Here is a 25,905-nt window from a genome sequence, read left to right on the forward strand (position 1 = left end):
ACGACTGTTCCGGAGCCGGTGAGCTTCGGGACGGCGGCGGGGGAGGGCGAGGTGGGCGGTGCTGCCTCCCGGACTCCCTCAGGGGGCGCCCGCGTGCCGCCGGGTGCCTTCCGCTCTGAACGTGCGGCGGTACGCCGTCGGGGTCACCCCCAGGGCGCCCTGGAGGTGCTGGCGCATGGACTGGGCCGTGCCGAAGCCCGCGTCGTGGGCGATCTGGTCGATGGAGAGGTCGGTGGACTCCAGGAGGTGGCGGGCCCGTTCGACGCGCTGCCGGGTGAGCCACTGGCCGGGGCTGACGCCGACCTCCTCGCGGAAGCGGCGCGTGAACGTACGGACCGACATGGACTCCTGCCGGGCCATGTCGCGCAGCTGGATCGGCTCGTGGAGACGGGCGAGGGCCCAGGCGCGGGCCGCGGTCGTGCCGGCGGCCTGCGGCTCCGGCACCGGCCGCTGGATGTACTGCGCCTGACCGCCGTCCCGGTGCGGCGGCACCACCGTGCGGCGGGCCACGTCGTTGGCGACGGCGGTGCCGTGGTCGCGCCGGACGAGGTGCAGGCACAGGTCGATGCCGGCGGCCACGCCCGCCGAGGTGAGGATGTCGCCGTCGTCGACGAACAGCACGTCGGCGTCCACCCTCACCTTGGGGAACAGCCGCTGGAAGTGCTCCGCGTGGTACCAGTGCGTGGTCGCCGGGCGGCCGTCGAGGAAGCCGGCGGCGGCCAGGATGTAGCCGCCGGTGCAGATGGAGACGAGCCGGGTGCCGGGGCGGATGTGGGCGAGGGCGGCGGCCAGTTCGGGGGTGAGGACGCCCTCCTCGTACACCGGGCCCAGCTCGTGCGAGGCGGGCACGACGACCGTGTCCGCGGTCGCCAGGGCCTCCGGGCCGTTCGGGATCAGGACGTCGAAGTCGGCGTCCGTCTCCACCGGGCCGGGCGGCCGGATCGAGCAGGTGACGATGTCGTACAGCCGGCGGCCGTCCGCGCCGCGGGCCTTGCCGAAGATGCGCTGCGGGATCCCCAGTTCGAACGGCAACAGCCCGTCGAGGGCGAGGACGACGACACGGTGCCGGGCGTCGCCCCCGACCGGCACAGCCTCTGCGGCCAGGGCGGCCTCTGCGGCCTCGGCGGGTGCAGCGGCCTCTGCGGCCTCGGCGGGTGCAGCGGCCTCTGCGGCCTCAGCGGGCTCCGGCGGTTCGGCGGGCTCGGGGCGTGGTTCGGGGGGCATGGCCCGATCCTAGCGAACACTGTCCTTCGGGCCACTCGTTCGGGAAGATCGCAGGTCCGAAGCTTGTCCGCATGACCCAGAGAGCCGACGACGCCACCGTGCTCAGCCCTGCCTCCACCGATCCGCAGCCGCACGAGCCCCGCCCGGCGAAGCCTTCCCGGGTGCACCGCGCCTGGTTCGTCGCCGCCGTCACCTTCGTGACGATCATCGGCGCGGCGGCCTTCCGTTCCCTGCCGGGTCTGCTGATCGACCCGCTGCACGACGAGTTCCATTGGTCGCGCGGCACGATCGCGTCGGCCGTGTCGCTCAACCTGGCGCTGTACGGGCTGACGGCGCCGTTCGCCGCCGCCCTGATGGACCGCTTCGGCATCCGCCGGGTGGTCGCGGTGGCCCTCACGGTGATCGCGGTCGGTGCCGGCTCCACGGTGTGGATGACCTCGGCCTGGCAGCTGATGCTCTGCTGGGGCCTGCTGGTGGGGCTCGGTTCGGGCTCGATGGCGCTGGCGTTCGCGGCCACGGTCACCAACCGCTGGTTCACCGAGCGGCGCGGCCTGGTCTCGGGCATCCTGACGGCCGCCTCCGCATCCGGGCAGCTGATCTTCCTGCCGCTGCTGTCCTGGATCGTCTCCGAGCACGACTGGCGGCCCGCCGCCGTCACCGTGGCCCTCGCCGCCCTGGCCGTCGTCCCCTTCGTCTGGCTGCTGCTGCGCGACCACCCGGCGGACGTGGGGCTGAAGCCGTACGGGGCGAAGGAGTTCGTGGCCAAGCCGGCACCCGTGCGGGGAGCGGCGAGCAGGGCGGTCAGGGTCCTCCTCTCGGCGGTCCGGACCGGACCGTTCTGGCTCCTCGCCGGCACCTTCGCGATCTGCGGCGCCTCCACCAACGGCCTCATCCAGACCCACTTCGTGCCCGCCGCGCACGACCACCGCATGCCCATCACCGCGGCGGCCTCCCTGCTCGCCGTCATCGGTGTCTTCGACGTCGTCGGCACGATCGCCTCGGGCTGGCTCACGGACCGCTACGAACCGCGGCGGCTGCTGGCCGTGTACTACGCGTTCCGCGGCATCTCGCTGGTCTTCCTGCCGTCTCTGCTGGCCCCGAGCGTGCACCTGCCGATGATCTTCTTCATCGTCTTCTACGGCCTCGACTGGGTCGCCACCGTTCCGCCCACGATGGCCCTGTGCCGCGAGCACTACGGCGACGACAGCGCCATCGTCTTCGGCTGGGTCCTCGCCTCCCACCAGGTCGGCGCCGCCCTCGTCGCCTTCCTCGGCGGTCTGGCCCGCGACACGTTCGGCGAGTACACCGTCGTCTGGTACGCCTCCGGGGCGCTGTGCGCGGTGGCGGCGCTGATGGCGCTAATGATCCGCCGCCGCCGGCCGACTTCGACGGCGACCACCGGCGGCGGGGGCGTGGCGGTGGCCGGGGCCTGATGCCGGGCCGGGGGACGGGGCCTGATGCCCGCCCGAGGTCGGGGCCGGGGCTTGACGCCGGGCCGGGGCCGGGGCCGTGGTGTTCACGGATGGGGCGGGCGCAACCGTTTCGGGGTGGGCACACTCCCTTCAGGCGGGGAGGGTGCAGGTGATGTCCATGGCGAAGCCGAAGGCGGAGGAGACGGGCGAGGGCGTGGCCCAGGGGAGTGCCGAGCCGTCGGCGGTCTCCATGGCCGTGCTCGGTGTCGAGGGCGCGCTGGTGTGCGCCGCGCTGTTCGTGGCGGCGCTCGCGGCCCGGTCGGGGCCGGGGGGCGGGGAGCCGTTCGCCGCCCTCGCGGTCGTTCCGCTGACGCTCGTGCTGATCCTGTTCGCCGGAGGCGTGCTGACCGCGGCGTACGTCGTCCCGGCCGTACGGCTCGCCCACTGGACGGCCCGTCAGCTGACCGGCCGCGCCGCCTGGTGGTGGATCCCGCCCGCCTGCACCCTGTGGGTGCTCCCGGCCCTGGCCGTCCCGGCCTGGCACCTCGCGGGCCTCGCGCTCTACGCCGTGGCCCTGCCCCCGGCCCTGGCGGTGCACTTCACCGTCGTACGCGCCCTCGCGGGACGGCCGGTACAGCCCTGCGCGGCGATCCTCTCGTGGGGAGCGCTGGCCGTGGGGTGCGTGGTGATCGGCGGTGGGGTGGCGGTCGTGGCGGTGGGGTGAGGGCCGGAGGGGGCCCAGGTGTCTCAGCTGCCTCAGCTGACCAAGCCGGTCGTGAAGCCGCCGAAGCGACCCCGGTGGAACAGCAGGGGCGCGCTCGCCGCGTCGTCCGCGCCGGGCGTGCCCAGCGCCTCCACCCGGCCCACCACGATCAGATGGTCTCCTCCGGGGTGCACGGCGTGGATCGTGCAGTCGATCCAGGCGGCGGTTCCGGCGAGGCGGGGCGAGCCGGTGACGGGGGCCGGGTCGTGGTCGACCCCGGCGAACTTGTCCGCGCCGCTCACCGCGAAGCGACGGCACAACTCGCCCTGGTCCGCGCCGAGCACGTTCACGCAGAAGACGCCCGCGCGGGCGATGCGGGGCCACGTCGTCGACGTACGGCCGACCATGAAGACGACAAGCGGCGGGTCGAGGGAGAGCGAGGAGAACGACTGACAGGCGAACCCGGCGGGGCGGTCGTCGACAGAGCGGCTGTCGCCGGCGGGGCGGCCTTCGGCGCGGCGGCTGCCGAGGGGGCTGTCGTCGGCGGGGCGACTGCCGAGAGGGCTGTCGTCGGCGGGGCGGCCCTCGGCGGGGTGGCCGTCGGCAGGGCCGTTGCCGGTGCGGTGGCCGTCGCCCCGGCCGACCTGGCCCGTGGCGGTGGGCGGTGGGGCGGTGATCACCGTCACGCCCGTCGCGAAGGTGCCCAGGACGCGGCGGAACTCCGCCTGGTCGACCGGCGCCCGCTCGCCCTCGCGGACGCAGCGCAGCTCGGGGCGGGGCAGTGCTTCGACCGGGCGCGCCGGCGCGGCCGTCCACGTCCGGTCGGACCGTAGGTACCGGACGGCGGCCTCCGCCATTCCCGCATGTCCCATCACACCGCCCATTGAACCTGACGCATCGTCAGATGTGAAGCGGTGGGGGCCGCTCAGCCGCTCCGGGTCGCCGACCGGTTCGACGCCCCGGCGTGCGCGGAGGTCGACGTGGCCTTCCCGCGTCTCCTCCTCCCGAACGGGTTGCGACGCCTCCCCCTGGCCGTCGAGCCACGCCCGGGACGCGACCCAGGCCGTCGCCCCCCGGGGACGCGACCCTGGCCGTCGCCCATCGGGGGGCGGGGCGCGCCGGCTGAAGTCAGCGGCCCTCGAAACGCGGTGTGCGGCGTTCGACGAAGCTCGCCACGCCCTCCTGGGCGTCGCGCGTCGTCATGTTGATCTCCTGGGCGGCGGCCTCGGCGGCGAAGGCGGTGGCGCGGTCGGTGTCGAGGGAGGCGTTGACCAGGTGCTTGGTCAGTGCCAGGGCGCGGGTCGGGCCGGCGGCGAGGCGTTCGGCCCACTCGCGGGCCGTCTTCTCCAGGTCGGCGGCGGGCACGACCCGGTTGACCAGTCCGAGGCGTTCCGCGTCGGCGGCGGACAGGGCGTCGCCGAAGAACATCAGCTCCTTCGCGCGCCGCGGACCGACCAGCCGGGGCAGGAGGTAGGCGCCGCCACCGTCGGGGACGAGACCGCGGCGGACGAACACCTCGATGAACCGGGCCTCTTCGGCAGCGAGGACCAGATCGCAGGCGAGGGCGAGGTGCGCGCCGATACCGGCGGCGGTGCCGTTCACCGCCGCGAGCACCGGCTTCTCGCAGTCGAGCACGGCCGCGACGAGACGCTGGGCGCCGTCGCGGATGGTGCGGGCCACGTCCCCGGCGGTCCGCTCGGCGGGGCGGGCCGCGCCGCCGGACCGCAGGTCGGCGCCCGCGCAGAAGCCGCGGCCCGTCGCGGTGATCACCACCGCCCGCACGGCGGGGTCGGCGGAGGCGTCCGAGAGCAGCCGGACGAGGCGGTCCCGCTGGTCGGGGGTGAGGGCGTTCATCGCCTCGGGGCGGTTGAGGGTGATCCACGAGACGGCGTTGTCAGTGGCGTGAAGTATCAATGAGTCACGGGATTTTTCGGGAGGATCGAGAGGGGAAGCGGACATGTGGATGCTCCTGCTGTTACGGGGCGTGACAGCCTGGGTCGGGGTGCGGTGGCGGTGTTCAGCGGCACACCGCCAGCGCGTCCAGGGCCACGGCGCCCTGTCCCCTGGGCAGCACCATCAGCGGGTTGATGTCCAGCTCGGCGATCTCGTCCCCGAGTTCCAGCGCCATCCGCTGCACCCGGAGCACGACCTCCACGAGCGCGTCGACATCGCACGGGGGCGCCCCGCGTACGCCGTCCAGCAGGGCCCTCCCGCGCAGTTCGGCCAGCATGGCGCGGGCCTGGTCCTCGCCGAAGGGCGGCACGCGTACGGCCGCGTCGCGGAGCACCTCGACGAGGACACCGCCGAGCCCGACCGTCACCGTCGGTCCGAAGAGGTCGTCGTGCGTCATGCCCACGACCATCTCCACCCCCCGCTCGACCATCTGGCAGACGAGCACCCCGTCGAGCGGCACGTCCTCGTAGCGGGCGATGTCGGTGAGTTCGCGATAGGCGTCGCGGATCTGGCTCGCGGAGGTCAGCCCGATCTTCACCAGGCCGAGTTCCGTCTTGTGGGCGATCCGCGCCCCGGACGCCTTCATCACCACCGGGTAGCCGACGAGGCTCGCCGCGCGCACGGCCGCCGCCGCGCTGGTCACCAACTGCTCGCGCGGTACGCGTATCCCGTAGGCGCGCAGCAGTTGCTTGGCCGCGTGCTCGCTCAGCTGCTGCCCCGGCCGCATCAGCGCCCGGGCCTTGCGGAAGGAGGGCGACGGGGAGCGCGGTGCCTCGTCGAAGGGGGAGCGGTAGGCGGTGGCGAAGCGGGCGTGGTCGAGGTGGGCGCGGACGGCCGTGATGCAGTTGGCGAAGGTACGGAAGGTCACCACCCTCGACGACCCGAGGAGCGTCTCGCGGTAGGCGTCCTCGGTGCCCACCGGCGACCCCCACACCACGCACACCAGCTTGTCGGTGCGTTCGGCGGCGTCCACCAGGTCCCGGGCGAGCTTGTCGCTCATCGGCGGGAAGGGGCCGGTGATGGGACAGATCAGCACTCCGACCGCCGGGTCGTCGAGGATCGCGTCGAGGATGCGGGGGCCACGCCAGTCGCCCACCGGGTGCCCGCCGTTGTCGACCGGGTTGGCCACGTTCAGATAGCCGGGGATCCACTGGCGCAGCTCGGCCTGCTTGGCCTCCGACAGCGTCGGCAGGCGCAGCCCGGCCTCCGTCGCCAGGTCGGCGAAGTGCGCGCCCGTGCCGCCCGAGATCGAATAGACCACGACACCGTCGGCCACCGGACGTGACGGGGCCTGTGCGCGCGGACGCCGGGCCCGCGCCAACAGGGTCGCCGTGTCCTGGAGTTCGTCGAGGCCGTCGACGCGGATCACGCCGTACTGCCGCATCGCCGCGTCGACCACCGCGTCCGCGCCGGTCAGCTTGCCGGTGTGGGTGGCGGCGGTGCGGGCGCCCGCCTCGGTGCGGCCGACCTTCACGGCCACGACGGGTACCCCGCGCCGGGCGGCCCGGTCGGCGGCGAGGAGGAAGGAGCGGCCGTCCTTGAGGCCCTCGATGTAGCAGGCGATGGCGCCGACCTCGGGGCGCTCGGCGAAGTAGGAGATGAAGTCGGCGGTCTCCAGGTCGGCCTCGTTGCCGGTGGGGGCCCAGTGGGAGAGGCGGATGCCGAGTTCCTGGAGGGAGAAGACCGGGCGGCCCTGGTGGCCGGACTGGGTGATCAGCGCGATGGCGGGTCCGTCCAGGTCGTCGCGGAAGCGCTCGAAGGCGTTGAGGTTGGTGTTCGGGCCGAGCAGCCGCAGGCCCCCGGCGCGGGCCACGGCGGCGGCGAGCCGCTGCTGCGCGACAGCGCCCTCCTCGCCGGTCTCCGCGAACCCGGAGGCGAAGGCGACCGCGAACTTCACCTTGGCCTGGGCGAGTTCGTCGATCAGGGGGAGGGGGTCGGAGACGAGCAGCACCGCGAGGTCGACCTGTTCGGGCAGGGCGGCGACGGAAGGGGAGCAGGGTTTGCCGAAGACGGACGGGCGGGTGGGGTGCACGGGATGCAGCCGGGCGCCGACCCGTTCGGCCCAGGCGAGCAGCTGCCGGGTGATCCCGGTGTTGGGCCGGCCCTCCGCGTCCGAGGCGCCCACCACGGCCACGGACTCGGGGTGGAAGAACCGGTCCAGGTCGGGGACGGCGGCGTACAGCGGGCGCCCGCTGACATCGAGGTCGCCGGCCTCGGCGGGCCTGCCGTGCACGATCTGCTGGGGGTGCTCGCCGCAGGCGATGGCCCGGGCCCGGCGGGAGTCGGTGGTGAGGGTGCCGTGGGTTGATCCAAGCATCGGTCCGCCCGCTCCTGTGTGACAGCCAATTCACTGATGTGACGCGGTCACGTGTCGCTCACCTAACTGACACAGCGTCAGATTTCAGACTACTGAACTGACGCAGTGTCAGGAATGGGTGTGCGCGCAAAGTTACGTGGCGGTACGGGGAGTTGTACCCGCCGGGGGCGGGCGTCAGACGTATACGGCCGGGCGAGCCGTGATCGCCGGCTCGCCCCGCCCCGCCGTGCCCCGTTCAGCGCGCGGCGCGTACCTGGACGGTGACCGCGTCGCGCGTGGCGACGCCGCCGGTGCGGGCGACGGCCTTGGCGATCTTCTCCGCGTCCAGGGCGAGTTCGCGGAACATGCCGCTGATGGGGTTGGTGAAGCCGGTGAAGTACAGGCCGGGCGCGTTCCGCGGGGAGCGCGCGCCGTGCACGACCGGCTTGCCGCGCCCGTCCAGGACGTCGAGATGGCCGACGAGGCCCTCCAGGGCCCGGCGGTAGCCGGTGGCGGCGATCACGGCCTCGGGTTCGGCGCGCGAGCCGTCGGCGAGGACGACCTTGCCGTCCTCGAACCTCTCGACCGCGGCGACGATCTCCACCTTCCCCTTGCGGACGGCGTCGATGATGCCGACGTCCTGGACGGGGATGGAGCCCTCGTTCACCCGGGAGTACAGGCCGGAGGTGGGGCGGGGCAGCCCGTGCGCGGACAGGTCAGGCACGCTGAGCCTGGCCATCGGCTTGGCGATCCGGTCCACCAGGGCGACCGGGAGGCGCCGGACCAGGACGGCGCTGTACTGGGCGGCCCAGCCGGCCGTGGAGCGGCGCACGATGTGCGGGGCCGTCCGCACCGCGAGCCGCACCCGCTTCGCCCCGCCCTCGACGAGGTCGACGGCGATCTCGGCGCCGGTGTTGCCGATGCCGACGACGAGGACGTCACGGCCGGCATAGGGCTCGGGGTTGCGGTACGCGGAGGCGTGGGACAGCTCGCCGGTGAAGGTGTCGCGGCCGGGCCAGTCCGGGATGTGCGGGGTGTGGTTGTAGCCGGTGGCGACGACGACCGCGCCGGCGGTGAGCTGACGCCCGCCGGTGGCGCGCAGCAGCCAGGTGCCGTCGGGGTTCCGCTCGACGCGGCTGACCTCGACGCCGGTCACGATCTCCAGCGCGTGGACCTCGGCGTACTTCTCCAGGTAGCGGACCACGTCGTCCCGCGCCACCCACCGGCCGAAGCGGCGCGGCATCGGCAGGCCGGGCAGTGCCGACAGCCGCCGGGTGGTGTGCAGGCGCAGCCGGTCGTAGTGCCGCCGCCAGGACGCGCCCACCGCGTCCGACTTCTCCAGTACGACGGCCCGTATCCCCCGGGCGCGCAGCGCGTGGGCGGCGGCCAGCCCGCCGGGACCGGCACCGATCACATAGACCGGGTGGTCGGAGACGGGGGTCGCGGATGCTCTGGAGTCGGCCATGTGCCCGAGCGTATTCACGTCCCTCATTGATGGGTCTCGGTCAAGACCGGAATTGGTTGCGGATTGATCACGGCTGAGGAGGTGTGCGTGAGGTCTGTGGCGTAGGTCTCCCGGAACGTGGCGGGCGCGTGGCGCGGATGGGGGTGGCGCGGAGCCCTGCGGTCGCCTCTCCATGTCTTGCGCTTCCCCCTTCCATCCGCTGAACTGACGTACCGTCAGAAACCCCGCGCGGACGCGAAGGGCGGCAGCGATGGACTCGGTCTGGCTCTCCGGTGGTGAATGGCTGGCTGTGCTGCGGATCGGGCTCGGGCTGTGGTGGCTGGAGAGCTGGCGGCACAAGGACAAGAAGACCTGGTTCCAGGGGGCCGGGATCGCCTGGGCGGCCGGGGTGGCGGGGAAGCACCGGTGGGAGGCGGTGCGCAGCGGCTTCGACGTGGTGGTGAAGCCCCGGCCGCGCACCATGGCGTACGTCGTCGCGTACGCCGAACTCGCCCTCGGGCTCGGTCTGGTCCTCGGGTTCCTCACTCCCGTGGCGCTCGTCGGGGGCCTGCTGCTCAACCTGCTCTACTTCGTGCTGATGATCCACGACTGGGCCGAGCAGGGACAGAACTCGATGATGGCGCTGATCTCGGTCGTGGCGCTCTTCGGGATGTCCTGGCAGAGCTGGTCGCTGGACAGCGCGCTGGGGCTCTTCTGATGGCCGCCGGCGGGGCGGGCGGCCGGTTCGATCTGCCGGAGGCCGACGCGTTCAGCCGTACGTACTGGGACGCGGCGGCCGAGGGGCGGCTGCTGGTACGGCGGTGCGGGGCGTGCGGGCGGGCCCACCACTACCCCCGGGAGTTCTGCCCCCACTGCTGGAGCGAGGACGTGCGCTGGGAGCGGGCGAGCGGGCGGGCCACGCTGTACACGTGGTCCGTCGTCCACCGCAACGACCTGCCGCCCTTCGGGGAGCGGACCCCGTACGTCGCCGCCGTCGTCGACCTCGTCGAGGGGCCGCGGCTGATGACCGAGGTCGTGGAGTGCGAGGCTGGGAGCCTTCGGGTGGGGATGGCGCTGGAGGTGGCGTTCCGGGAGGCGGGGGAGTTCCGGGTGCCGGTGTTCCGGGTGTGCGGGACCCCGTAGGGGCGCGGCTTGCGGGCCTGGGTTTCAATGGCGGGGTGAGTCGTACTCCTGAGCCGTGTGCCGATGAATCGCCCGCCGGGCACGCCGAGTTCGCCGAGCCCGCCGAGTTGGCTGCGCCTGCCGAGTTGGCTGCGCCTGCCGAGTTGGCTGCGCCTGCCGAGGTGCGCGGGCACGGGCTTGTGCTGTGTGCCTGGGACGCCGAGTCGGACGCCGATGTCGACGCCTGGTTCCGGGGGCGTTCCGACCCGGAGTTCCGGCGGTGGAACACGCCCCTGATGCTGGACGAGGGGCCCGAGGGGGCCCGTGAGTCGTTGCGGCAGCGCGCGGAGACGGACGCGGAGGGGCGGACCGCGACGTTCCGGGTCGTGGACGCGGAGAGCGGGGTCACGCTCGGGCATGTCGGGTTCAGCGGGGTCGACCGGCTCATGCGGCGCGCCATGGTCGGCTACTGGGTGCTGCCCGAGGCCCGCGGCCGGCGTGTCGCCCTCCGGTCGCTCGACCTCGCCACGCGCTGGGCCTTCGCCGAACTCGGCCTGCACCGCATCGAACTCGACCACGCCCTCGGCCACGACGCCTCCTGCCGGATCGCCGAGCGGTGCGGGTACCCGTCCGAGGGGACCCTGCGCGGGTCGATGTGGGAGGCGGGGCGGCACGACGCCTTCCGCGACTCCCACCTCCACGCCCGCCTGGCCACCGACCCGCAGCCGGACGCGAACCTCTACGACGGGCCATAGCCCGAGCGGGGCGCGAACGCCTCGCGCGGCATGATCGGGGCCGGAAATGCTCGTGCGGTGGCCGGCCCCCGCTCGGTACGGTCGTGAGAATGCGTGCAGAAGGACGTGACCACGGAAACGCACAGGCATCCGACTACGCCGACCGCGCCGACCGCGCCGACCGCGCCGACCGCGACGTGAAGACGCAGGCATCCGACGACGGGTACGCCGGTGTGGACGACCCGGACGGCTACTTCGGCGAAGCCATCGCCTCCCACTACGACGAGACATCCGCCGAGATGTTCGACCCGAAGAGGGTCGGACCCGCCGTGGAGCTGATCGCTGACCTCGCGGTGCGGCCCGGGCGCGCGGCCCGCGCACTGGAGTTCGGTGTCGGCACCGGCCGCATCGCCCTGCCCCTCGCCCGCAGGGGCGTCCCCGTGCACGGCATCGACATGTCGCGCGCCATGGTCGAGCGGATGCGGGCCAAGCCCGGCGGGGACGCGATCGGCGTGACCATCGGGGACTTCGCCACCGCCCGCGTGGACGGTGAGTTCACGGTCGCCTACCTCGTCTACAACACGATCAACAACCTGACCACGCAGGACGCCCAGGTGGACTGCTTCCGCAACGCCGCCGCGCACCTGGTGCCCGGCGGCTGCTTCGTGATCGAGGTCGGGGTCCCGGCACTGCGCAGGCTGCCCCCGGGGCAGGACGCGGTTCCGTTCCACGTGGGCCCGGACCGGCTGGGGTTCGACACCTACGACGTGGTCACGCAGGGCATGCGGTCGCACCATGTGCGGGTCGTCGACGGGCGGGCGACGCACTTCTCGATCCCGTTCCGGTACGTCTGGCCGGCCGAGCTGGACCTCATGGCCCGCCTCGCCGGGATGCGGCTGCGCGACCGCTGGGAGGACTGGGACGGCAGCCCGTTCACCAGCGAGAGCACCCGGCACGTGTCGGTGTGGGAGAAGGTCTGAACCGGTAGGGCCGGGGTGGGGCCGGGCGTCGGGGCCGGGTCCTCAGGGCCACAGGAGTTCCGTGGCCCAGCCCTCCTCCGTCCTGCGGTAGACGAGCCGTACGTGGCGTCGGCGGGCGTCGCCCTGGAAGAACTCCACCTCGTCCGGGTCGACCGCGTACGCCGTCCAGGACGGGACGGGTGCGTCCGGCTCCTCCTCGGCCCGTGCCCAGGCGTCCTCCGACGCCCGCTCCAGCTCCGCCAGGGAGGACAGGACCGCGCTCTGCCGGCCCACGAGGGCCGCGGCCAGCGCGCCCGTCGAGCGGGCGTGCAGATCGGCCTGGGCGAACGCGGCGGGCGCCACCGTGACCCGGCCGCGCACCCGCACCTGCCGTCCCCGCACGGGCCAGTAGAAGCCGAGGGCCGCGTACGGGCGGGCCGCGAGGTGCCGGCCCTTGCGGCTGCCGGCGTGCGTCGCGAAGTGCCAGCCGTGGTCGTCCACGTCGTGCAGCATCACGGTACGGACGTCCGGGAGCCCTTCGCCGTCCGCCGTGGCCAGTGACATCGTGTGCGGCTCCGGCTGCCCGGCCGCGACCGCGTCCGCGAACCAGGCGGTGAACAGGGGGACCGGTGCGGCGGGCGCCGTGGCCGGGTCGAAGCCGGGCAGCTCGGTGACCTCGGGGTCCCAGACCCGCAGGGTCCGCAGCAGCTGTACGAAGTCGGAGGGGGCGTCGGCGCCGGGAGTGCTCATGCGCCGATTCTGCCCGGGCCGCGGCGGGGCGGCCCACGAGGCCGGAAGGACCGTTGCCGGGGCCCTCACCCCCGCCCCAGCACCACCGTCCCCGACGAGCAGAACCAGCCCCCCGTGCCGGAGGCCACGGCGAGGCGCGGGAGGTCGCCGCCGGGGGAGCGCAGCTGCCGGTCGCCGGCCTCGCCGCGCAGCTGGCGGACGGCCTCGACGAGGAGGAAGAGGCCGCGCATCCCGGGGTGCTGGGCGGACAGACCGCCGCCGTCGGTGTTGACGGGCAGGTCCCCGGTGAGGGTCAGACGGTTCTTCTCCACGAAGGGGCCGCCCTCTCCCTTGGCGCAGAAACCCAGGTCCTCCAGCGTCACCAGCGTCATGTACGTGAAGGCGTCGTAGATCTCCGCGAAGTCGATCTCGGACGGGCGGACCCCGGCCCGTTCGAAGGCCAGGCGGCCGCTGACCGCCGCCGGGGACACGGTGAAGTCGGGCCACTCGGACATGGTGGTGTGGGAGACGTGCTCCCCGGTGCCGAGCACCCGGACGGGCGTCGCGGGCCGGCAGTCGCGTACGTACTCCTCGGCCGCCAGGACGACCGCCGCGCCGCCGTCGGAGCGGACGCAGCAGTGGAGCTTGGTGAACGGGTCCGCGATCGGCGCGGAGGACAGCACGTCGTCGACGGTGATCGGTGTGCGGAACATGGCCTCGGGGTTCGCCGCCGCGTTCGCCCGGGCCTGGACGGCCACCGAGGCGAGCTGCTCCAGGGTCGTCCCGTACTGGTGCATATGGCGGCGGGCGGCCATGGCGTACTTGGCGATCAGGGTGTGCCCGTAGGGGGCCTCGTACTGGAGGGGGCCGCGGGCGCCGAAGGAGAGGGTGCCGGTGCGGCGGCCCGCCCGGACGTCGGCGCGGGCCGTGGAGCCGTACACGAGCAGGACGACGTTCGCGTGCCCGGCGGCTATCGCGTCCGCCGCGTGCGCCGCCATGACCTCCCAGGTGGCGCCGCCGACCGAGGTGGAGTCCACCCAGGTCGGCCGCAGTCCCAGGTACTCGCCCACCTCCACCGGCGCCAGCGTCCCGAGGCCCGCCGACGCCAGCCCGTCCACGACGGTGTGCTCCAGACCCGCGTCCGCCAGGGCCCGGCGGGCGGCCTGCGCGTGCAGCGCGTACGGCGTCGTGTCGTCCACCCGCCCGCAGTCGGCGAGCGCGACCCCGACGACGGCCACCTCGCGGCGGCCGGTCCTTCCCCTGCGGATCCCCGGTACGGCGGCAGCGGTCATGAATCTGACGGTACATCAGATTGCCGGGACGGGGGACCTGTGCGTCGGCCGCCTCCCGCTCTAATATGACGCACCGTCAGGTGCAGCACAGGGGGGAAGCAGAGGGGGACCGCCCATGAACGCCCGCTTCACCGCCGAGCAGGACGAGATCCGCCGCACGGTACGGGAGTTGCTGCTCAAGCGCAGCGGCCCGGAGGACGTCCGGGCGGCCGTTCGGACCGGCGAGGGGTACGACACCGCGCTCTGGACGACGCTCGCCGAACAGCTCGGGCTGCCGGGGCTCGCGCTCCCCGAGGAGTACGGCGGGGTCGGCTGCTCGGTCACCGAACTCGCCCTGGCCTTCGAGGAACTGGGGCGCGCCCTCACCCCCTCGCCGCTGCCGGGCACCTCCCTCCTCGCCGCCCCCCTCGTCCTCGCCCTCGGCACCGACCGCCAGCGCGACCGGCTCCTCCCCCGCCTCGCCACCGGCCGGCTCACCGCGACGCTCGCCGTACCCGGCACCGCCCTCGCCACCGCGCTCGACCTGACCGGCGACAACCGCGGCGACTGGGCCGGCGGGGGCCGCGCCGGAGGAGTGCAGGCGCGGCGGGCCGGTGACGACTGGCGGCTGTACGGGGAGGCCGCCCAGGTGCTCGACGGGCACAGCGCGGGCCTGCTCCTCGTGGCCGCCCACACCGGCGGCTTCGCCCGGTCGCGCACGCTGCTGTTCCTCGTCCCGGCGGAGGCCGCGGGGCTCGTACGGGTACGGCAGACCGCCCTCGACGAGACCCGACCGGTGGGCCGGGTCCAACTTCGCGACGCACCAGCGGAGTTGCTCGGCGACGACGACGAGGCGGACGTGCCGGGCGCGCTCGCCGAGGTGGGCGACGCGGCCGCCGCCGTCCTCGCCGCCGAGGCGGTGGGAGCGGCCGACCGGGCACTGGAGCGGACCGTCGCCCACGTGGGGCAGCGGGAGCAGTTCGGGCGGCCGATCGGATCGTTCCAGGCGGTCAAGCACCGGCTGGCGGACGTGTACGTGGCGGTCCAGGCCGCCCGCTCGGCGGCGTACTACGCGGCGTGGAGCGCGGGCGTGCGCGGCGAGCGGGTCGGCGGGCAGGCCCTCGCCCAGGCCCTGGAGACGTTGTGGACCGCCGCGTCGGAGGGCGTCCAGTTCCACGGCGGCCTCGGTTTCACGTGGGAGCACGAGGCGCATCTGTACGTCAAGCGCGCGGCGGCGGACGAGCTCCTGCTCGGCCCCGTGCACCGGCTGCGGGGGCGGGCGGCGGAGCTGGCGGGCATTCTCGGGGGCGACGACGAGGAGGTGCGGGGCTGATGGCCTCGAAGAGCACGAGCGGTCTGAAGGACATGGGCGTGCGATGGGTGCAGAAGGTGTCGTCCGCTCCGGCGTTCGCGCGGGTGGCGCCGCATGTCATCCCGGCCCTGGACCGGGCCGTGCACCGGGCGACACGGGGCAGGGTGCTGCTCAGCGCGCAGCTGCTGCCGGGGATCGTCCTGACCGCGACCGGGGCGAAGAGCGGGGTGCCGCGCCGTACGCCGCTCGCCTGCATGCCCGAGGCGGGCGGCCGGAGTTGGCTGCTCGTGGGCTCCAACTTCGGGCGGACCGACCACCCCGCCTGGACGGCGAACCTCCTGGCCCACCCCGACGCCGTGATCAGCTGGAAGGGCGAGGACATCCCGGTCACCGCGCGGCTGCTGGAGGGCGAGGAGCGGGCGGCGGCGTGGCGGGAACTGCTGCGCTTCTGGCCGCCGTACGCGACGTACCAGGCGAGGGTGGAGCGGCAGATCCGGGTGTTCCGGATCGTCCGGCGGTGACGAGGACGCGGGGGCGGTGGCGAGGACGCGGCGGGCGGTGACGAGGACGCGCGGGCGGCGGTGAGGACGCGCGGGCGGCGGTGAGGACGCGGCGGGCGGCGTCCCTCGGGTGAGGGCGCCGTCCAGCGTGACAGGCTCTGCGTCCGGGGCCGCCCGGGGCGCTCACGCTGCCCGGGGTGCTCCTGGTTGCCCGGGGTGCCCCCGGTTACTTCGTGGGCTTCTTGCCGGTGATGCCCAGGTGGACCAACAGCGCCAGGTTCGGCTTCAGTTCGGCCTGCTTCACACCCCAGGACTGGAAGCCCTTCTGGTGCGAGGAGACCGAGGCGAGCATCGCGACCAGCGATCCTGCGAGGGCCCCGGGGTTCACGTCCTTGTCGACCCGGCCCTTGGCCTGGAGCTCCTTCACCGTCTCCGAGAGGGAGTTGGTGACCGAGTTCAGGATCTTCATGCGGATCTTGTAGAAGCGTTTGTCGCCCTCGGCGGCGCCCAGGTCCACGACCCGGAGGATCGCGTCGTTCTTCCGCCAGAACTCCAGGAAGCCGTCGACGAGTTCCTGCGCGGTCTGCCAGCCGGCCTTGCCGACCCACGAGCGCCCTTCGAGGAGGCTCGTCAACGTGGCGCCCTCGGCGGCCATTTGCTCGGCGATCTCCAGGACCGCGCCCTCGACGTCCGGGAAGTACTGGTAGAACGTCGCGGGCGAAGTGCCCGCCTTCCGGGCGACATCGATGACTTTGACGTCCCGGTAGGGGGAGGAGCTGAGCATCTCGCTGAGGCAGTCGAGCAGCTTCTGCCGGGTCGCCTGCCCACGCCGGCCGGCCACGCGGCCGTCGACGGTACGCACTTGTCCTGTCATGCCGTCAGCTTACCGAGGGGTGATGGGAGCGCGATTCGGCCGACTGCAAATGGGGCGCACGGGCTTCACCAAGGGGTTCGCGGGACGCGACGGGCAGAAGGGTGGCGGGTTTCTTTCGCTGCGGGGGAAGCGGGGCGGGCGGGGTTCGCCGCCCCGTCGGCCACCCGCACGTACCCGCTCACCGCGCGATTCGCGTGCGGCGCCGTTAGCTTGGCGCTATGTACCCCGAGGGCGTTCCGTGCTGGATCGATGTGCAGCTCCCCGATGTGGAAGCCGGGAAGCGTTTCTACGGCGAGCTCTTCGGGTGGACGTTCAAGGTGGCCCCCGGCGACGGGGCGCACGAGGTCTGGGCGTATCTCCCCGCCGCGACCGCAGCAACCGCCACACCGTCCGACGCCCCCTCGGGCCTTTCCTCGGACGGCCCCTCCGACTCCTCCTCGGACGGTCCCTCCGACTCTTCCCCGGGCGGCCTCTCGGACTCCTCCTCGGACGCTCCCTCCGGCGCCTCCTCGGGCTCCTCCCTCGCCCCCGTCGCCGCCCTCGTGCCCAAGCCGGACGGGCGGATGCCCACCGTGTGGACGCCGCACTTCGCCACGCCGGACGCGGTGGCGCTCACCGCGCGGATCAGGGCGGCCGGCGGACAGGTGATCACGCCGCCGACCCCTGTCGGGGAGCTGGGGATCGCCGCCCTCGCCACGGACCCCGAGGGGGCCGTGTTCGGGCTGTGGCAGGCGGGCACGCACCCGGGGTTCGGGCGGCGGCACGAGCCGGGGACCTTCGCCTGGGCGGAGTTGTACACCCGTGACACCAAGGCGGCCAACGCCTTCTACGCCCACCTCTTCCACGACGCGCTCTTCGGGCCCGACGCCGACCCCGACTTCGGGCGGGCCGCCGTCACCGAGGTGTTCCCCGCCGAGATGCCGCCGCACTTCCTCGTCCACTTCGGGACGGAGGACTGCGAGGCGGCGCTGGGCGCGGTCACCCGGCTCGGCGGGCGGGTCCAGGTGCCGCCGTTCGACACGTCGTACGGGAATGTGGCGGTCGTCACGGACAATCAAGGCGCGTCGTTCGCCCTGCTCCAGCGCGCGCCCGATGGCGGCCGACGGGAGGCGCGGCAGGGGGCCGGCCCGGAGGAGCAGCTCCCTGACGATCCGGGGTGGCAAGGGGGCGAAGAGCGCGAGGACGAAGGCTGAACGGCTCTTGCGCCAACGACGTACGGGAAGACGTTCCGCAGTGCCCCGGGGGCGGGTGAGGGGGTTGTGCGCCGGTGGTACGCCGCGTGCCGAGGTGGTCCATCATGCGGGCTCCCGCTTCCCACGGGCCGGACGGCATGGTTTTGTCCTGAGACACCCCGTTCCGCACCCGGGTTCGCAACCTGCCCCCGGTACAGGAAGAATCGGGGTGCGTGCCGCCATGGCGGTGCGGTGGTGAGACGCTGCACGGGGTCGCGCACACAACGTGGGTGACGCGGGCCGTACGGGGAGGTGGCAGGGCAAGTGGATCAGCTGACGCAGCACGATCCGCGGCGGATCGGGCCGTTCGAGGTGCTGGGACGGCTGGGTGCCGGCGGCATGGGGCTGGTCTATCTGGCGCGCTCGGCGTCGGGTCGGCGCGTGGCGATCAAGACCGTGCGGACGGAACTCGCGGAGGACCAGCTCTTCCGGGTGCGGTTCACGCGCGAGGTCGAGGCGGCCCGCGCGGTGTCCGGCTTCTACACGGCGGCCGTGGTCGACGCCGACCCGCGGGCCGCCGTGCCGTGGCTGGCGACCGCGTACGTCCCCGCGCCCTCGCTGGAAGAGATAGTGAACGACTGCGGGCCGCTGCCGGTCCAGGCCGTCCGCTGGCTCGCCGCGGGTGTCGCCGAGGCCCTCCAGTCGATTCACGGCGCCGGTCTGGTCCACCGCGACCTCAAGCCGTCGAACGTCCTCGTCGTCGAGGACGGGCCCCGCGTGATCGACTTCGGTATCGCCTCCGGCGTTTCGAACACGCGTTTGACGATGACGAACGTCGCCGTCGGTACGCCCGCGTACATGTCCCCCGAGCAGGCGAAGGACTCGCGCAGCGTCACCGGCGCCAGCGACGTCTTCTCGCTCGGGTCGATGCTGGTCTTCGCGGCCACCGGTCACGCGCCCTTCCACGGTGCCAACCCCGTCGAGACCGTCTTCATGCTGCTGCGCGAGGGGCCCGACCTGTCCGGGCTCCCGGACGACCTGCGGCCCCTGATCGAGTCCTGTATGCAGATGGACCCGACCGCCCGGCCCAACCCCGCCGACCTCCAGGCGCAGCTCGCCCCCCACCTCTTCGGCTCCGGGTCCGACGACAGCGGTACGGCGTCGGCGTGGCTGCCCGAGAAGGCCGTCGCCCTCATCGAGTCCCGCCGCGGCGGCCGCCCCTCCGCCAAGCCGGGCCAGACCTCCGGCGGCCGTAGCGGTGCCGGCGCCCGGCCCCCTGCCCCGGCCCCCGTGCCGCCCCCGCCCTCGTACGACCCGGCGCCTGTCTCCGTCGGCGCCCCTGACACCGGGCCGGTACGGCTCGCCGGCGGGCAGGTGCCCATCGGTCCCGGCCCTCGGGTCGCCGACGCCCGCGCGGCCGCCGTGAAGGCGCCCCCGCCCGAGGCGGGCCTCGCCGCGTCCTGGTCCCGCCCCCGCGCCGGGGTGAACGGCGCCGACCCGGCGCCCGCCGTGACCGCCCACCCCGCGCCCGAACCGGCCGCCTCCGGCTGGCGCCCATGGCGTTTCCGCATGTCGAACGACGTCTGGGGCACCCCGTCCGTCGCCGACGACCTCGTCTACGTCACCTCCTTCGAGGTGCACGCCCTGGACGTGGCCACCGGGCGGCGCCGCTTCAAGACCCGTGACGTCGCCTGGTCGATGGCGGTCGCGGACGGCCGTATCCACGCCTCCGACGGTCCCACGCTCTTCGCGCTCGACGCGCGGGAGGGCGCCGACCTGTGGCGGCTGTCCACCGACGCGTGGGTGTACTCGCTGAAGGCCGACCGGGGCACCGTCGTCACCGCCACCCGGGGCGGCGGCGTCCAGGGCTGGGAAGCCTCGAACGGGCACAAGCTCTGGGAGATCACCGGCACCCAGACCGACTTCGAGTCCCCCGAGGCCGGGCCGCTCGTCCACGACGGCACGGTGTACGTGTGGAAGGACGCCCGGCTGCGCGCCCTGGAGGCCCGTACGGGCGACGAGCGCTGGTCGTACCCCATCGGCGACGCGGCGTCCTGCGGCGGTGTCCCCGTCCGGCTGACCCCGGCGGCGGACGGCTATGTGTACGTCTCCGCCGGCAGCCGGGTCCTCGCCATCGACGTGGCGAGCGGTCACGTCCGCTGGCACTTCGAGGCGCCGGCGGTGTTCCTGTCCGCGCCGACGTTCGCGCCGGGCCCGGCGGTGACGGGCGGCGGCATCTACCTGGCCGACTACCTCGGCACGGTCTACGCCCTCGACGCGACCGACGGCCGCGACCGCTGGCGCATCGCGACGGAGTCCCGCTCCTCCCTGGAGCCGGTCCTGGTCGCCGCCGGGCACGTCCACGTCGGCAGCGGCAAGGGGCTCTACACCCTCGACGCGGTCACGGGCACGCCGAAGTGGCGCTTCCAGGCGGGCGGCGAGATCGTCGGCGCCCCGTCGGTGGCGGAGGGCCGTATCCACTTCGGCTCCACCGACCACCTCCTCTACACGCTGAAGGCGGACGACGGACGCCTGCGGTGGAAGCTCGCGACGGGCGGGGAGATCACCGGCTCCCCGGTCGTCAAGGACGGCGTGGTGTACGCGTGCAGCAAGGACCGCTGCGTGTACGCGCTGGACGCGGAGAAGGGAACGGGGACGGCCCGCACCAGCTGAGTGCGGGCCGGGTGCGGGTGCCTGGTGGCTCGGGGGTGCGGGTGGTCCGGCGGCTGCGGGTGGGGGCGCATCACTTCGCCGCGCCCCTGAGGAGCGTGGGCTGCGCCCCGTGCCTCCCGGTCCTCGTTTCAGCGCCGGGGACGCGCGGCTCTCACGGCCTCGCGGTGGCGGTCGCCCAGCAGGGCCGAGTGGTAGCAGTGGCGTGCCGGGACGCGGCAGCCGTCGTCGCAGACGAGGACGTGGTCCAGCCACGCGTGGAAGGTGGCCCTGACCGGGTCCGGCTCCCCGGGCGCCGCCGCCCCTCCCTCGCTCATGCCCATCTCGGCCGCTCCTCCCTCAAGTAGGCCGCGACGTACGGCCGTACGAGATCCCGCTCGGCGCACACCGACTCCTCGGCGCGCACATTCATGTGTGGACGCGCCGGCTCCCAGCACGGTTCGCGGGGGAGCGGCGGCAACCATCGGCCGTGTGCGGCGCGGTGCCGTGCCGAGCGTGCGGCCCAGCGGCGCCATCGGCCACGTTCGGGGCTGAGCGGCGGGACGGTTACTTGTCGCACCCGGACTCCCCCGGCAGGAGGAAGTAGGCCCACACGCACTTGGTGAACGGCCGCGCCTCGCACCCCCACCGCTCCGCGAGCGCGGCGACGAGCACGAGTCCGAGCCCGCCGTCGCCCTCCGGGCCGGGTTCCGTGCGCGGCGTCGGGAGCCGCCCGCGGTCCGGGTCCGCCACCTCGACGAGCAGGCCGCGGCCCCGGATCGAGAGGGTCACCTCGATCTCGGCGAGGGGCACCCGGCAGTGCCGTACGGCGTTGGCGACGAGTTCCGTGGCCACGGTGGCGATGTCGTCGGCGAGTTCACCACCGACCGCCCAGTCCTTGAGGATCCGCCGCACCTCGGCCCGAGCCTCGGGAACGTGCCGTCTGCGCTTGGGGATGCGGAAGGAGTCGCGGCGCGGGTGGGCGGGGCGTGGGGCGAGTGCGGGCATGGCGAGAAGACCCCCTGACGTGCAGTCAAGTAGCGCAGGGTGGTGGTGCGCTCACGCTGAGGCTAAAGGTGAGCGGTGCTGTTCGGCAACCCGATGAATGGCATACATGCTGAAGCTGCTGTTGCTGTGTGTTGGTGCCGCTCTAGAGTGGGGGTTTCTGGGACCTCGCCGGAGAGGGGAAGCAATGCCCGCAGGGGGACGGCCGACCGTGCGCAGTAGGCGACTTGGCGCCGCGCTGAAGAGGTACAGGCAGGCCGCCAAGCTCGACCAACCGCAGGCGGCGGACCTGCTCGGGGTGCACCAGACGCGAATCAGCCGCATTGAGAGCGGGCACGTGAACGCGCGCATCGTCGAGATCCGGGTGCTGCTGAGTGCGTACGGCGTGGACGACCCCGAAGTCCTCGCCAAGCTGGAGGACTTGGCGAAGCGGTCAAAGCATCGCGGCTGGTGGTTGGAGCATGCGGAGCACCTGCGGCCGAACTACCTGGACTACATCTCCCTGGAGGACGACGCGACGCACATCCGCGTCTGGGCGCAGGTGTTGGTGCCGGGCCTGCTCCAGACGCCCGCCTATGCGGAGTCTGTCATCACGGCCGGGCCGAACTACATCGCTCAAGATCTCGTGGCCCAACTGGTCAAGGTGCGTGAAGCGAGGCAGGCCAAAATCGACGAGGGCGGGGCGGCATACACGGCCATCCTCTGGGAGCCCGTGATCCTCCACCCACTGGTGGGCGTCGCCCATCACCGCCAGCAACTCGAACGAATCCTTGAGGTCGCGAAGAGGAAGAACGTGACCGTTCAGGTTCTTCCCGTGGGCGCGGGAACGGTCGCTGGTGAGATTCCCTCGTTCGCCTCCTTCAGTTTTGACGACGAACCAGTCGTGGAGGCCGTGACGTTGGACAATGTGCGGGGCACCTCGATCCTTGAGGCGTCCGAGGATCTCGCCGCTTACACCCTCGCCTTCGACCAACTACGATCGGCAGCGCTGGCCCCGGATGCGAGCGCGCAGCTCATTCGGCGCGCACTACAGAGACTCAAGGACGACGCATCGTGACCCCTGAACTCATAGGCTCCTTCGAAAAGTCGTCGTATTCCACGTCACAGGGCGAGTGTGTTGAAGTCGCCCTCCTCTCGACCGGCGGCCGTGCCCTCCGCGACAGCAAGAACCCCTGCGGACCTCTCCTCCACCTCGGCCCCGATGGCTGGCGCGCCTTCCTCGACGGGGCCAAGCGCGGTGTGTTCGGCTAGGGCCTGTCCGGCGGATCATTGCCAGCGCGGCAGGTGAGCCCGGGCAGTGATCCACCGGACGCGACCGGGAAGAGGGCGTCAGGCCATGGAGAACTGGGCGACGTACTCGTCGAAGGGCTCGATGCCGACTTCCGCACGGAGTTCGTCCATGCGCTCGGGCTCTTCACAGGGCCACGGAACCGGCGCCCCGTCTTTCACGCCGGCAATCTGAGTGCCGTAGACCTGCTTGCGGCCCTCATTGACCAGCGTGCGGTCGCGCAGAAAGGCCAGCTCGCGCGGGCTGGCCGAGCCTGCCGACACCGCCTGCTGCATCAACTGGAGGGCACGACGCTGAACGTCGAGCTGCCGGTCGGCGTGCTGAGCGATCAGCCATGCCGCGCGTGCGGCCTCCACACCGACCAGTTCCGCCGTCGGCCAGCCGTACTCGTCCATGATCTCGTTGAGCCGGTCACCGTGCCGGGCGGTCAACCGCCGCCAGGCCAGCTGCTCGGCGGGGTCGTCGCTGTTCGCGCGGACTGCCAACTGGTGATCGGCCGCAGCCATATCCGTGAGTTCCGCTGTCAGTGCGGCAACGTCGTGCGCCACTCTCAACTCCCAGGTCAGATCCGTGCTTTGTGTCCGCCCGCAAGCCTAGAGGTGCAAATCGGATGTAAAGATCATTCCGGAGAACGGTGACAGGCGCCTCGCCGCACCGGGATAATGGATCTACCCCCGGAGCCAGAGCCGGATCGCTGCGACGGTCACGGTGCCCTGGAAGACGTGGACACGCTTGTCGAACCTCGTGGCAACGGCCCGGAAGTTCTTGAGGGCGTTGATCGTGCGCTCGACTTCGTTTCTGCGCTTGTAGATCGTTTTGTCGAAGCCAGTGGGCCGTCCGCCCTTGCTGCCGCGGCGTTGGCGGTTGGCCCGCTGGTTCTTCGGCTCGGGGATGGTGTGCTTGATCTGCCGTCTGCGCAGGTATCGGCGGTTACGCCGTGGGGAATAGGCCTTGTCGTCCCGGCACCCGCGGTGGTTTCTTGCGTGCTCCGGCGGCGTGCTGGTGGGCCCGGCAGGTGGTGGAGTCCACGCTCACCATGGACCAGTCGACGCGGCCCTGGGCATCAGCGTCAGCCAGGACGGCCGCGTAGATCTTGTCCCACGTGCCGTCCGCCGACCAGCGTCTGTGCCTCTCGTACACGGTCTTCCACTTACCGAACCGCGCGGGCAGATCCCGCCACGGCACCCCAGTCCGGTTCCGGTGCAGGACCCCGTTGATGATCCTGCGGTGGCTCATCGATCAGTGGGAACACAGCCACGCGATAGAGGTCAGCGCCACCATCGACCAGGCCCAGATCCAGCGAGCGCGACGGATCCTCGGCCGACGGCTCGTCCGGGACGACCGTGAAGACACGGCCGCCACCGCCCGGTCCGCCGCCGGCCACAAGGTGACGATCCGCTTCCTTCGTCTGGAGGACGTGCGGGAACTGCTGCCGTTCGGGAGCGCCGTCACCGTGCACGGCCCCGCCGAAGCCAGGGCCCACCTCGGCGACCTCGCCACCAGTCTTGCCCACCACTATGCGCCGTCCCCGATGCCCTGACCCGCTCGGTGGCGGACACGGCCCCGTTGTCAGTGGCCAGGGGTACGGTGCGACGTGATGGGCCGGACGGAGATCGTGAGGGACTCGCGGCCATGGGGGGTGGGTCGCACAGGCCCCGGCAGCCGGCTCGGGACTGGAGGTATCTTGCCGTTCCCCCACCCCCCACCCCCGCCACCCATCCCCCGACTCCGTGCCCGACTACGCCTGTTCCTTGAACACCGCTTCCACGTTGTTGCCGTCCGGGTCGTCCACGAAAGCGCAGTACGCGCGGTACTCGGGCCAGAGCCGGGGCTTGTGCCGGGACGTGCCGCCGGCGGCCAGGGCCGCCTCGTAGAAGGCGTCCACCGCGGCCCGGTCGCGTGCGGTGAACGCGATGTGCGCGCCCCGGGTCACCGTCGCGTCGCCCGCCGCGTACAGGCCGAAGGAAGGAGTGTCCAGCTCCTCCTCCCAGAACTCCGCCCCGCCGTCAGCCGCTTCCCCGACCACACCGAGGGGCTTGAGCGCGGCGGTGTAGAAGCGGGTGCTCGCCTCCAGGTCCGAGGCGATGAAGGTGACGTGGTGGATGAAGGGCCATCGTTGTGTCATGGCCGCGCAGTCTACGAGGGCGGGCCTCCACTCGGAGACCTCGACAGGATTGCACTAACTGATAGTTAGTGCTTTCCTTTGGAGGGCATTCAAGCTTGAACTCTCAAGCTTCTTGGAGATCGGAGCATCGTGTCCCCCACCATGTCTGCCCGTCGGACCCTCGTCGCCGCGCTCGCGGCCGTCGCACTCGCCTCGCCCCTCGCCGCCGTGCCCGCCGTGGCGGCGGCTCCGCCGGCTTCCGTCCAGCACGCCGGTCACGGCGACGCCGCTCGCCTCGGCCATCAGAAGTCCGTCGCCGTCCGCGTCCTCAAGGGTGTGTTCGAGGAGGGCGACACGCAGGTCGTGGACCGTTACGTACGGCCCGACTACATCCAGCACAACCCCCTCGCCCCCGACGGCGCCGAGGCGCTGAAGAACCTCGGCACCGCCATCGCCCAGCAGTTCCCGGACGCCGAGTACGACGTCAAGCGGGTGACCTCCGAGGGCAGCATGGTGCTCGTGCACTCCAACGTCGTCCTGGTCCCCGGCACCCGCGGCACCGCCGTCTTCGACATCTTCCGCTTCCAGGGCGGGAGGATCGCCGAACACTGGGACGTCGGCCAGGAGGTCCCGGAGACGACGGCCAACGGCAACGACATGTTCTCCACGGAGAGTTGGCCGCGCACCGAGCGGCCGGGCCCCCGATGGCTCACCGCGTACAACAAGAAGCTGGTCGCCAGGGCCTTTGATCGCCTGCTGGTGGACAAGGACCTGTCCGCCATCGACAAGTACTGGGGTCCGGAGTACCACCAGCACAACCCGGACATCGCCGATGGTGTGGAGGGCGTGAAGGCGGGCCTGGGCGCGTACTTCAGGCAGTTCCCGCAGCTGAAAGTGGACCCGAAGCGGGTCATCGCCGAGGGTGACCTCGTGGCCGTCCACAGCCACTATGTGAACGTGCCGGGGGAGCGGGGTCAGGCGGTCATCGATCTCTTCAGGGTCCGCGGCGGCAAGATCGTCGAGCACTGGGACGTGATCCAGAACGTGCCGGAGACCTCGGCGAACGACAACACCATGTTCTGAGGAGCCATGTCACTTGGTGTGATCTCGCGGCAGTCAGGGGTGATGGCTGCTGCGCGCTTCCAGCGTTTGTG

At 72.6% G+C, this 25,905-nt stretch carries 26 protein-coding genes and 1 pseudogene; 14 read left to right on the plus strand and 13 right to left on the minus strand.

What is annotated here, in order from left to right:
* Positions 1 to 78: 78 nt before the first annotated feature.
* Complete coding sequence (locus ACZ4Z2_RS03140) at positions 79 to 1,224, minus strand: GlxA family transcriptional regulator (RefSeq protein ID WP_468071788.1); 1,146 nt, start codon at positions 1,222 to 1,224, stop codon at positions 79 to 81.
* 71 nt (positions 1,225 to 1,295) lie between these two features.
* Between ACZ4Z2_RS03140 and ACZ4Z2_RS03145 the strand changes: the two genes are divergently transcribed.
* Entirely contained in the window at positions 1,296 to 2,657 is a 1,362-nt protein-coding gene (locus ACZ4Z2_RS03145) for an MFS transporter (RefSeq protein ID WP_468071790.1), read from the plus strand.
* A gap of 157 nt (positions 2,658 to 2,814) precedes the next feature.
* Positions 2,815 to 3,360: a hypothetical protein gene (locus ACZ4Z2_RS03150; protein WP_468071791.1), complete on the plus strand. Its 546-nt coding sequence runs from the start codon at positions 2,815 to 2,817 to the stop codon at positions 3,358 to 3,360.
* A gap of 32 nt (positions 3,361 to 3,392) precedes the next feature.
* On the opposite strand, the gene ACZ4Z2_RS03155 is transcribed toward ACZ4Z2_RS03150, so the two are convergent.
* The 4 genes from ACZ4Z2_RS03155 to ACZ4Z2_RS03170 form a co-directional block, all read right to left on the minus strand.
* Complete coding sequence (locus tag ACZ4Z2_RS03155; protein ID WP_468071793.1) at positions 3,393 to 4,211, minus strand: flavin reductase family protein; 819 nt, start codon at positions 4,209 to 4,211, stop codon at positions 3,393 to 3,395.
* Positions 4,212 to 4,467: 256 nt separating this feature from the next.
* Positions 4,468 to 5,298 (minus strand): enoyl-CoA hydratase/isomerase family protein, encoded by an 831-nt coding sequence (locus ACZ4Z2_RS03160; RefSeq protein ID WP_468071795.1) that lies wholly within the window; start codon positions 5,296 to 5,298, stop codon positions 4,468 to 4,470.
* 58 nt (positions 5,299 to 5,356) lie between these two features.
* Complete coding sequence (locus ACZ4Z2_RS03165) at positions 5,357 to 7,609, minus strand: acetate--CoA ligase family protein (RefSeq protein WP_468071797.1); 2,253 nt, start codon at positions 7,607 to 7,609, stop codon at positions 5,357 to 5,359.
* 235 nt (positions 7,610 to 7,844) lie between these two features.
* Positions 7,845 to 9,053, minus strand: coding sequence for a flavin-containing monooxygenase (locus ACZ4Z2_RS03170; protein ID WP_468071799.1), 1,209 nt, complete (start codon positions 9,051 to 9,053; stop codon positions 7,845 to 7,847).
* Positions 9,054 to 9,303: 250 nt separating this feature from the next.
* Here ACZ4Z2_RS03170 and ACZ4Z2_RS03175 point away from each other — a divergent pair, with 250 nt between their 5' ends.
* The 4 genes from ACZ4Z2_RS03175 to ACZ4Z2_RS03190 all read left to right on the plus strand — a co-directional run bounded on the left by ACZ4Z2_RS03175 (position 9,304) and on the right by ACZ4Z2_RS03190 (position 11,868).
* Positions 9,304 to 9,750, plus strand: coding sequence for a DoxX family protein (locus tag ACZ4Z2_RS03175; RefSeq protein ID WP_468071801.1), 447 nt, complete (start codon positions 9,304 to 9,306; stop codon positions 9,748 to 9,750).
* On the plus strand, positions 9,750 to 10,175 hold the full coding sequence (locus tag ACZ4Z2_RS03180) for a Zn-ribbon domain-containing OB-fold protein (RefSeq protein ID WP_468071803.1): 426 nt from the start codon (positions 9,750 to 9,752) through the stop codon (positions 10,173 to 10,175). The genes ACZ4Z2_RS03175 and ACZ4Z2_RS03180 overlap by 1 nt, the downstream gene beginning before the upstream one ends.
* Before the next feature lie 125 nt (positions 10,176 to 10,300).
* Positions 10,301 to 10,909, plus strand: coding sequence for a GNAT family N-acetyltransferase (locus ACZ4Z2_RS03185; RefSeq protein ID WP_468072322.1), 609 nt, complete (start codon positions 10,301 to 10,303; stop codon positions 10,907 to 10,909).
* 212 nt (positions 10,910 to 11,121) lie between these two features.
* Positions 11,122 to 11,868 (plus strand): class I SAM-dependent DNA methyltransferase, encoded by a 747-nt coding sequence (locus ACZ4Z2_RS03190; RefSeq protein WP_468072323.1) that lies wholly within the window; start codon positions 11,122 to 11,124, stop codon positions 11,866 to 11,868.
* 42 nt (positions 11,869 to 11,910) lie between these two features.
* Here the strand turns inward: ACZ4Z2_RS03190 and ACZ4Z2_RS03195 are convergent, their stop codons facing one another.
* Together ACZ4Z2_RS03195 and ACZ4Z2_RS03200 are read right to left on the minus strand one after the other, a co-directional pair.
* Entirely contained in the window at positions 11,911 to 12,597 is a 687-nt protein-coding gene (locus ACZ4Z2_RS03195; protein ID WP_468071805.1) for a pyridoxine/pyridoxamine 5'-phosphate oxidase, read from the minus strand.
* A gap of 65 nt (positions 12,598 to 12,662) precedes the next feature.
* A complete protein-coding gene (locus ACZ4Z2_RS03200; RefSeq protein ID WP_468071806.1) occupies positions 12,663 to 13,868 on the minus strand; it encodes a thiolase C-terminal domain-containing protein in 1,206 nt (401 codons plus the stop codon).
* A 115-nt stretch (positions 13,869 to 13,983) separates the two neighbouring features.
* Here ACZ4Z2_RS03200 and ACZ4Z2_RS03205 point away from each other — a divergent pair, with 115 nt between their 5' ends.
* Positions 13,984 to 15,180, plus strand: a complete 1,197-nt coding sequence (locus ACZ4Z2_RS03205) for an acyl-CoA dehydrogenase family protein (protein ID WP_468071808.1) — start codon at positions 13,984 to 13,986, stop codon at positions 15,178 to 15,180.
* A complete protein-coding gene (locus tag ACZ4Z2_RS03210; protein WP_468071810.1) occupies positions 15,180 to 15,680 on the plus strand; it encodes a nitroreductase family deazaflavin-dependent oxidoreductase in 501 nt (166 codons plus the stop codon). The genes ACZ4Z2_RS03205 and ACZ4Z2_RS03210 overlap by 1 nt, the downstream gene beginning before the upstream one ends.
* A gap of 205 nt (positions 15,681 to 15,885) precedes the next feature.
* Here the strand turns inward: ACZ4Z2_RS03210 and ACZ4Z2_RS03215 are convergent, their stop codons facing one another.
* Complete coding sequence (locus tag ACZ4Z2_RS03215) at positions 15,886 to 16,533, minus strand: TetR family transcriptional regulator (protein WP_107465195.1); 648 nt, start codon at positions 16,531 to 16,533, stop codon at positions 15,886 to 15,888.
* A 218-nt stretch (positions 16,534 to 16,751) separates the two neighbouring features.
* On the opposite strand from ACZ4Z2_RS03215, the gene kbpA reads away from it, so the two are divergent.
* Both kbpA and afsK read left to right on the plus strand, forming a co-directional pair.
* The gene (gene kbpA, locus ACZ4Z2_RS03220) at positions 16,752 to 17,726 is read left to right on the plus strand and encodes an AfsK-binding protein KbpA (protein WP_468071812.1); all 975 of its coding nucleotides are present in this window, start codon (positions 16,752 to 16,754) and stop codon (positions 17,724 to 17,726) included.
* Positions 17,727 to 18,029: 303 nt separating this feature from the next.
* A complete protein-coding gene (afsK, locus tag ACZ4Z2_RS03225) occupies positions 18,030 to 20,378 on the plus strand; it encodes a protein serine/threonine kinase AfsK (protein WP_468071814.1) in 2,349 nt (782 codons plus the stop codon).
* 128 nt (positions 20,379 to 20,506) lie between these two features.
* Here afsK and ACZ4Z2_RS03230 read toward each other — a convergent pair whose 3' ends face one another.
* Positions 20,507 to 20,692, minus strand: a complete 186-nt coding sequence (locus ACZ4Z2_RS03230; protein ID WP_468071816.1) for a hypothetical protein — start codon at positions 20,690 to 20,692, stop codon at positions 20,507 to 20,509.
* A 229-nt stretch (positions 20,693 to 20,921) separates the two neighbouring features.
* Entirely contained in the window at positions 20,922 to 21,362 is a 441-nt protein-coding gene (locus tag ACZ4Z2_RS03235) for an ATP-binding protein (protein ID WP_468071817.1), read from the minus strand.
* 184 nt (positions 21,363 to 21,546) lie between these two features.
* Between ACZ4Z2_RS03235 and ACZ4Z2_RS03240 the strand changes: the two genes are divergently transcribed.
* Positions 21,547 to 22,416, plus strand: a complete 870-nt coding sequence (locus ACZ4Z2_RS03240) for a helix-turn-helix domain-containing protein (RefSeq protein ID WP_468072325.1) — start codon at positions 21,547 to 21,549, stop codon at positions 22,414 to 22,416.
* On the plus strand, positions 22,413 to 22,610 hold the full coding sequence (locus ACZ4Z2_RS03245) for a DUF397 domain-containing protein (RefSeq protein ID WP_468071819.1): 198 nt from the start codon (positions 22,413 to 22,415) through the stop codon (positions 22,608 to 22,610). Before ACZ4Z2_RS03240 ends, ACZ4Z2_RS03245 begins: the two co-directional genes overlap by 4 nt.
* 78 nt (positions 22,611 to 22,688) lie before the next feature.
* Here ACZ4Z2_RS03245 and ACZ4Z2_RS03250 read toward each other — a convergent pair whose 3' ends face one another.
* Both ACZ4Z2_RS03250 and ACZ4Z2_RS03255 read right to left on the minus strand, forming a co-directional pair.
* Positions 22,689 to 23,195: a DUF6624 domain-containing protein gene (locus tag ACZ4Z2_RS03250; RefSeq protein ID WP_345666216.1), complete on the minus strand. Its 507-nt coding sequence runs from the start codon at positions 23,193 to 23,195 to the stop codon at positions 22,689 to 22,691.
* A gap of 120 nt (positions 23,196 to 23,315) precedes the next feature.
* Positions 23,316 to 23,877 (minus strand): annotated as a pseudogene (locus tag ACZ4Z2_RS03255) (transposase); the annotation flags it as partial.
* Between ACZ4Z2_RS03255 and ACZ4Z2_RS03260 the strand changes: the two are divergent.
* Positions 23,864 to 24,187 (plus strand): hypothetical protein, encoded by a 324-nt coding sequence (locus ACZ4Z2_RS03260; protein WP_468071821.1) that lies wholly within the window; start codon positions 23,864 to 23,866, stop codon positions 24,185 to 24,187. The pseudogene ACZ4Z2_RS03255 and the gene ACZ4Z2_RS03260 overlap by 14 nt on opposite strands.
* A 198-nt stretch (positions 24,188 to 24,385) precedes the next feature.
* On the opposite strand, the gene ACZ4Z2_RS03265 is transcribed toward ACZ4Z2_RS03260, so the two are convergent.
* Positions 24,386 to 24,772: a VOC family protein gene (locus ACZ4Z2_RS03265; protein ID WP_468071823.1), complete on the minus strand. Its 387-nt coding sequence runs from the start codon at positions 24,770 to 24,772 to the stop codon at positions 24,386 to 24,388.
* 141 nt (positions 24,773 to 24,913) lie between these two features.
* Between ACZ4Z2_RS03265 and ACZ4Z2_RS03270 the strand changes: the two genes are divergently transcribed.
* Complete coding sequence (locus tag ACZ4Z2_RS03270; RefSeq protein WP_468071825.1) at positions 24,914 to 25,834, plus strand: nuclear transport factor 2 family protein; 921 nt, start codon at positions 24,914 to 24,916, stop codon at positions 25,832 to 25,834.
* Positions 25,835 to 25,905 lie beyond the last annotated feature (71 nt).

The sequence above is a fragment of the Streptomyces sp. NPDC030183 genome, from assembly GCF_055573455.1.

Coding starts and splice junctions, on each gene's coding strand:
- kbpA (WP_468071812.1), top strand. CDS start 16,752: ATGTACCCCGAGGGCGTTCCGTGCTGGATCGATGTGCAGCTCCCCGAT.
- ACZ4Z2_RS03145 (WP_468071790.1), top strand. CDS start 1,296: ATGACCCAGAGAGCCGACGACGCCACCGTGCTCAGCCCTGCCTCCACC.
- ACZ4Z2_RS03160 (WP_468071795.1), bottom strand. CDS start 5,298: ATGTCCGCTTCCCCTCTCGATCCTCCCGAAAAATCCCGTGACTCATTG.
- ACZ4Z2_RS03195 (WP_468071805.1), bottom strand. CDS start 12,597: ATGAGCACTCCCGGCGCCGACGCCCCCTCCGACTTCGTACAGCTGCTG.
- ACZ4Z2_RS03240 (WP_468072325.1), top strand. CDS start 21,547: ATGCCCGCAGGGGGACGGCCGACCGTGCGCAGTAGGCGACTTGGCGCC.
- ACZ4Z2_RS03230 (WP_468071816.1), bottom strand. CDS start 20,692: ATGAGCGAGGGAGGGGCGGCGGCGCCCGGGGAGCCGGACCCGGTCAGG.
- ACZ4Z2_RS03270 (WP_468071825.1), top strand. CDS start 24,914: ATGTCTGCCCGTCGGACCCTCGTCGCCGCGCTCGCGGCCGTCGCACTC.
- ACZ4Z2_RS03265 (WP_468071823.1), bottom strand. CDS start 24,772: ATGACACAACGATGGCCCTTCATCCACCACGTCACCTTCATCGCCTCG.
- ACZ4Z2_RS03210 (WP_468071810.1), top strand. CDS start 15,180: ATGGCCTCGAAGAGCACGAGCGGTCTGAAGGACATGGGCGTGCGATGG.
- ACZ4Z2_RS03175 (WP_468071801.1), top strand. CDS start 9,304: ATGGACTCGGTCTGGCTCTCCGGTGGTGAATGGCTGGCTGTGCTGCGG.
- ACZ4Z2_RS03150 (WP_468071791.1), top strand. CDS start 2,815: ATGGCGAAGCCGAAGGCGGAGGAGACGGGCGAGGGCGTGGCCCAGGGG.
- ACZ4Z2_RS03155 (WP_468071793.1), bottom strand. CDS start 4,211: ATGGGACATGCGGGAATGGCGGAGGCCGCCGTCCGGTACCTACGGTCC.
- ACZ4Z2_RS03205 (WP_468071808.1), top strand. CDS start 13,984: ATGAACGCCCGCTTCACCGCCGAGCAGGACGAGATCCGCCGCACGGTA.
- ACZ4Z2_RS03235 (WP_468071817.1), bottom strand. CDS start 21,362: ATGCCCGCACTCGCCCCACGCCCCGCCCACCCGCGCCGCGACTCCTTC.
- ACZ4Z2_RS03200 (WP_468071806.1), bottom strand. CDS start 13,868: ATGACCGCTGCCGCCGTACCGGGGATCCGCAGGGGAAGGACCGGCCGC.
- ACZ4Z2_RS03170 (WP_468071799.1), bottom strand. CDS start 9,053: ATGGCCGACTCCAGAGCATCCGCGACCCCCGTCTCCGACCACCCGGTC.
- ACZ4Z2_RS03180 (WP_468071803.1), top strand. CDS start 9,750: ATGGCCGCCGGCGGGGCGGGCGGCCGGTTCGATCTGCCGGAGGCCGAC.
- ACZ4Z2_RS03260 (WP_468071821.1), top strand. CDS start 23,864: ATGATCCTGCGGTGGCTCATCGATCAGTGGGAACACAGCCACGCGATA.
- ACZ4Z2_RS03165 (WP_468071797.1), bottom strand. CDS start 7,609: ATGCTTGGATCAACCCACGGCACCCTCACCACCGACTCCCGCCGGGCC.
- ACZ4Z2_RS03215 (WP_107465195.1), bottom strand. CDS start 16,533: ATGACAGGACAAGTGCGTACCGTCGACGGCCGCGTGGCCGGCCGGCGT.
- ACZ4Z2_RS03140 (WP_468071788.1), bottom strand. CDS start 1,224: ATGCCCCCCGAACCACGCCCCGAGCCCGCCGAACCGCCGGAGCCCGCT.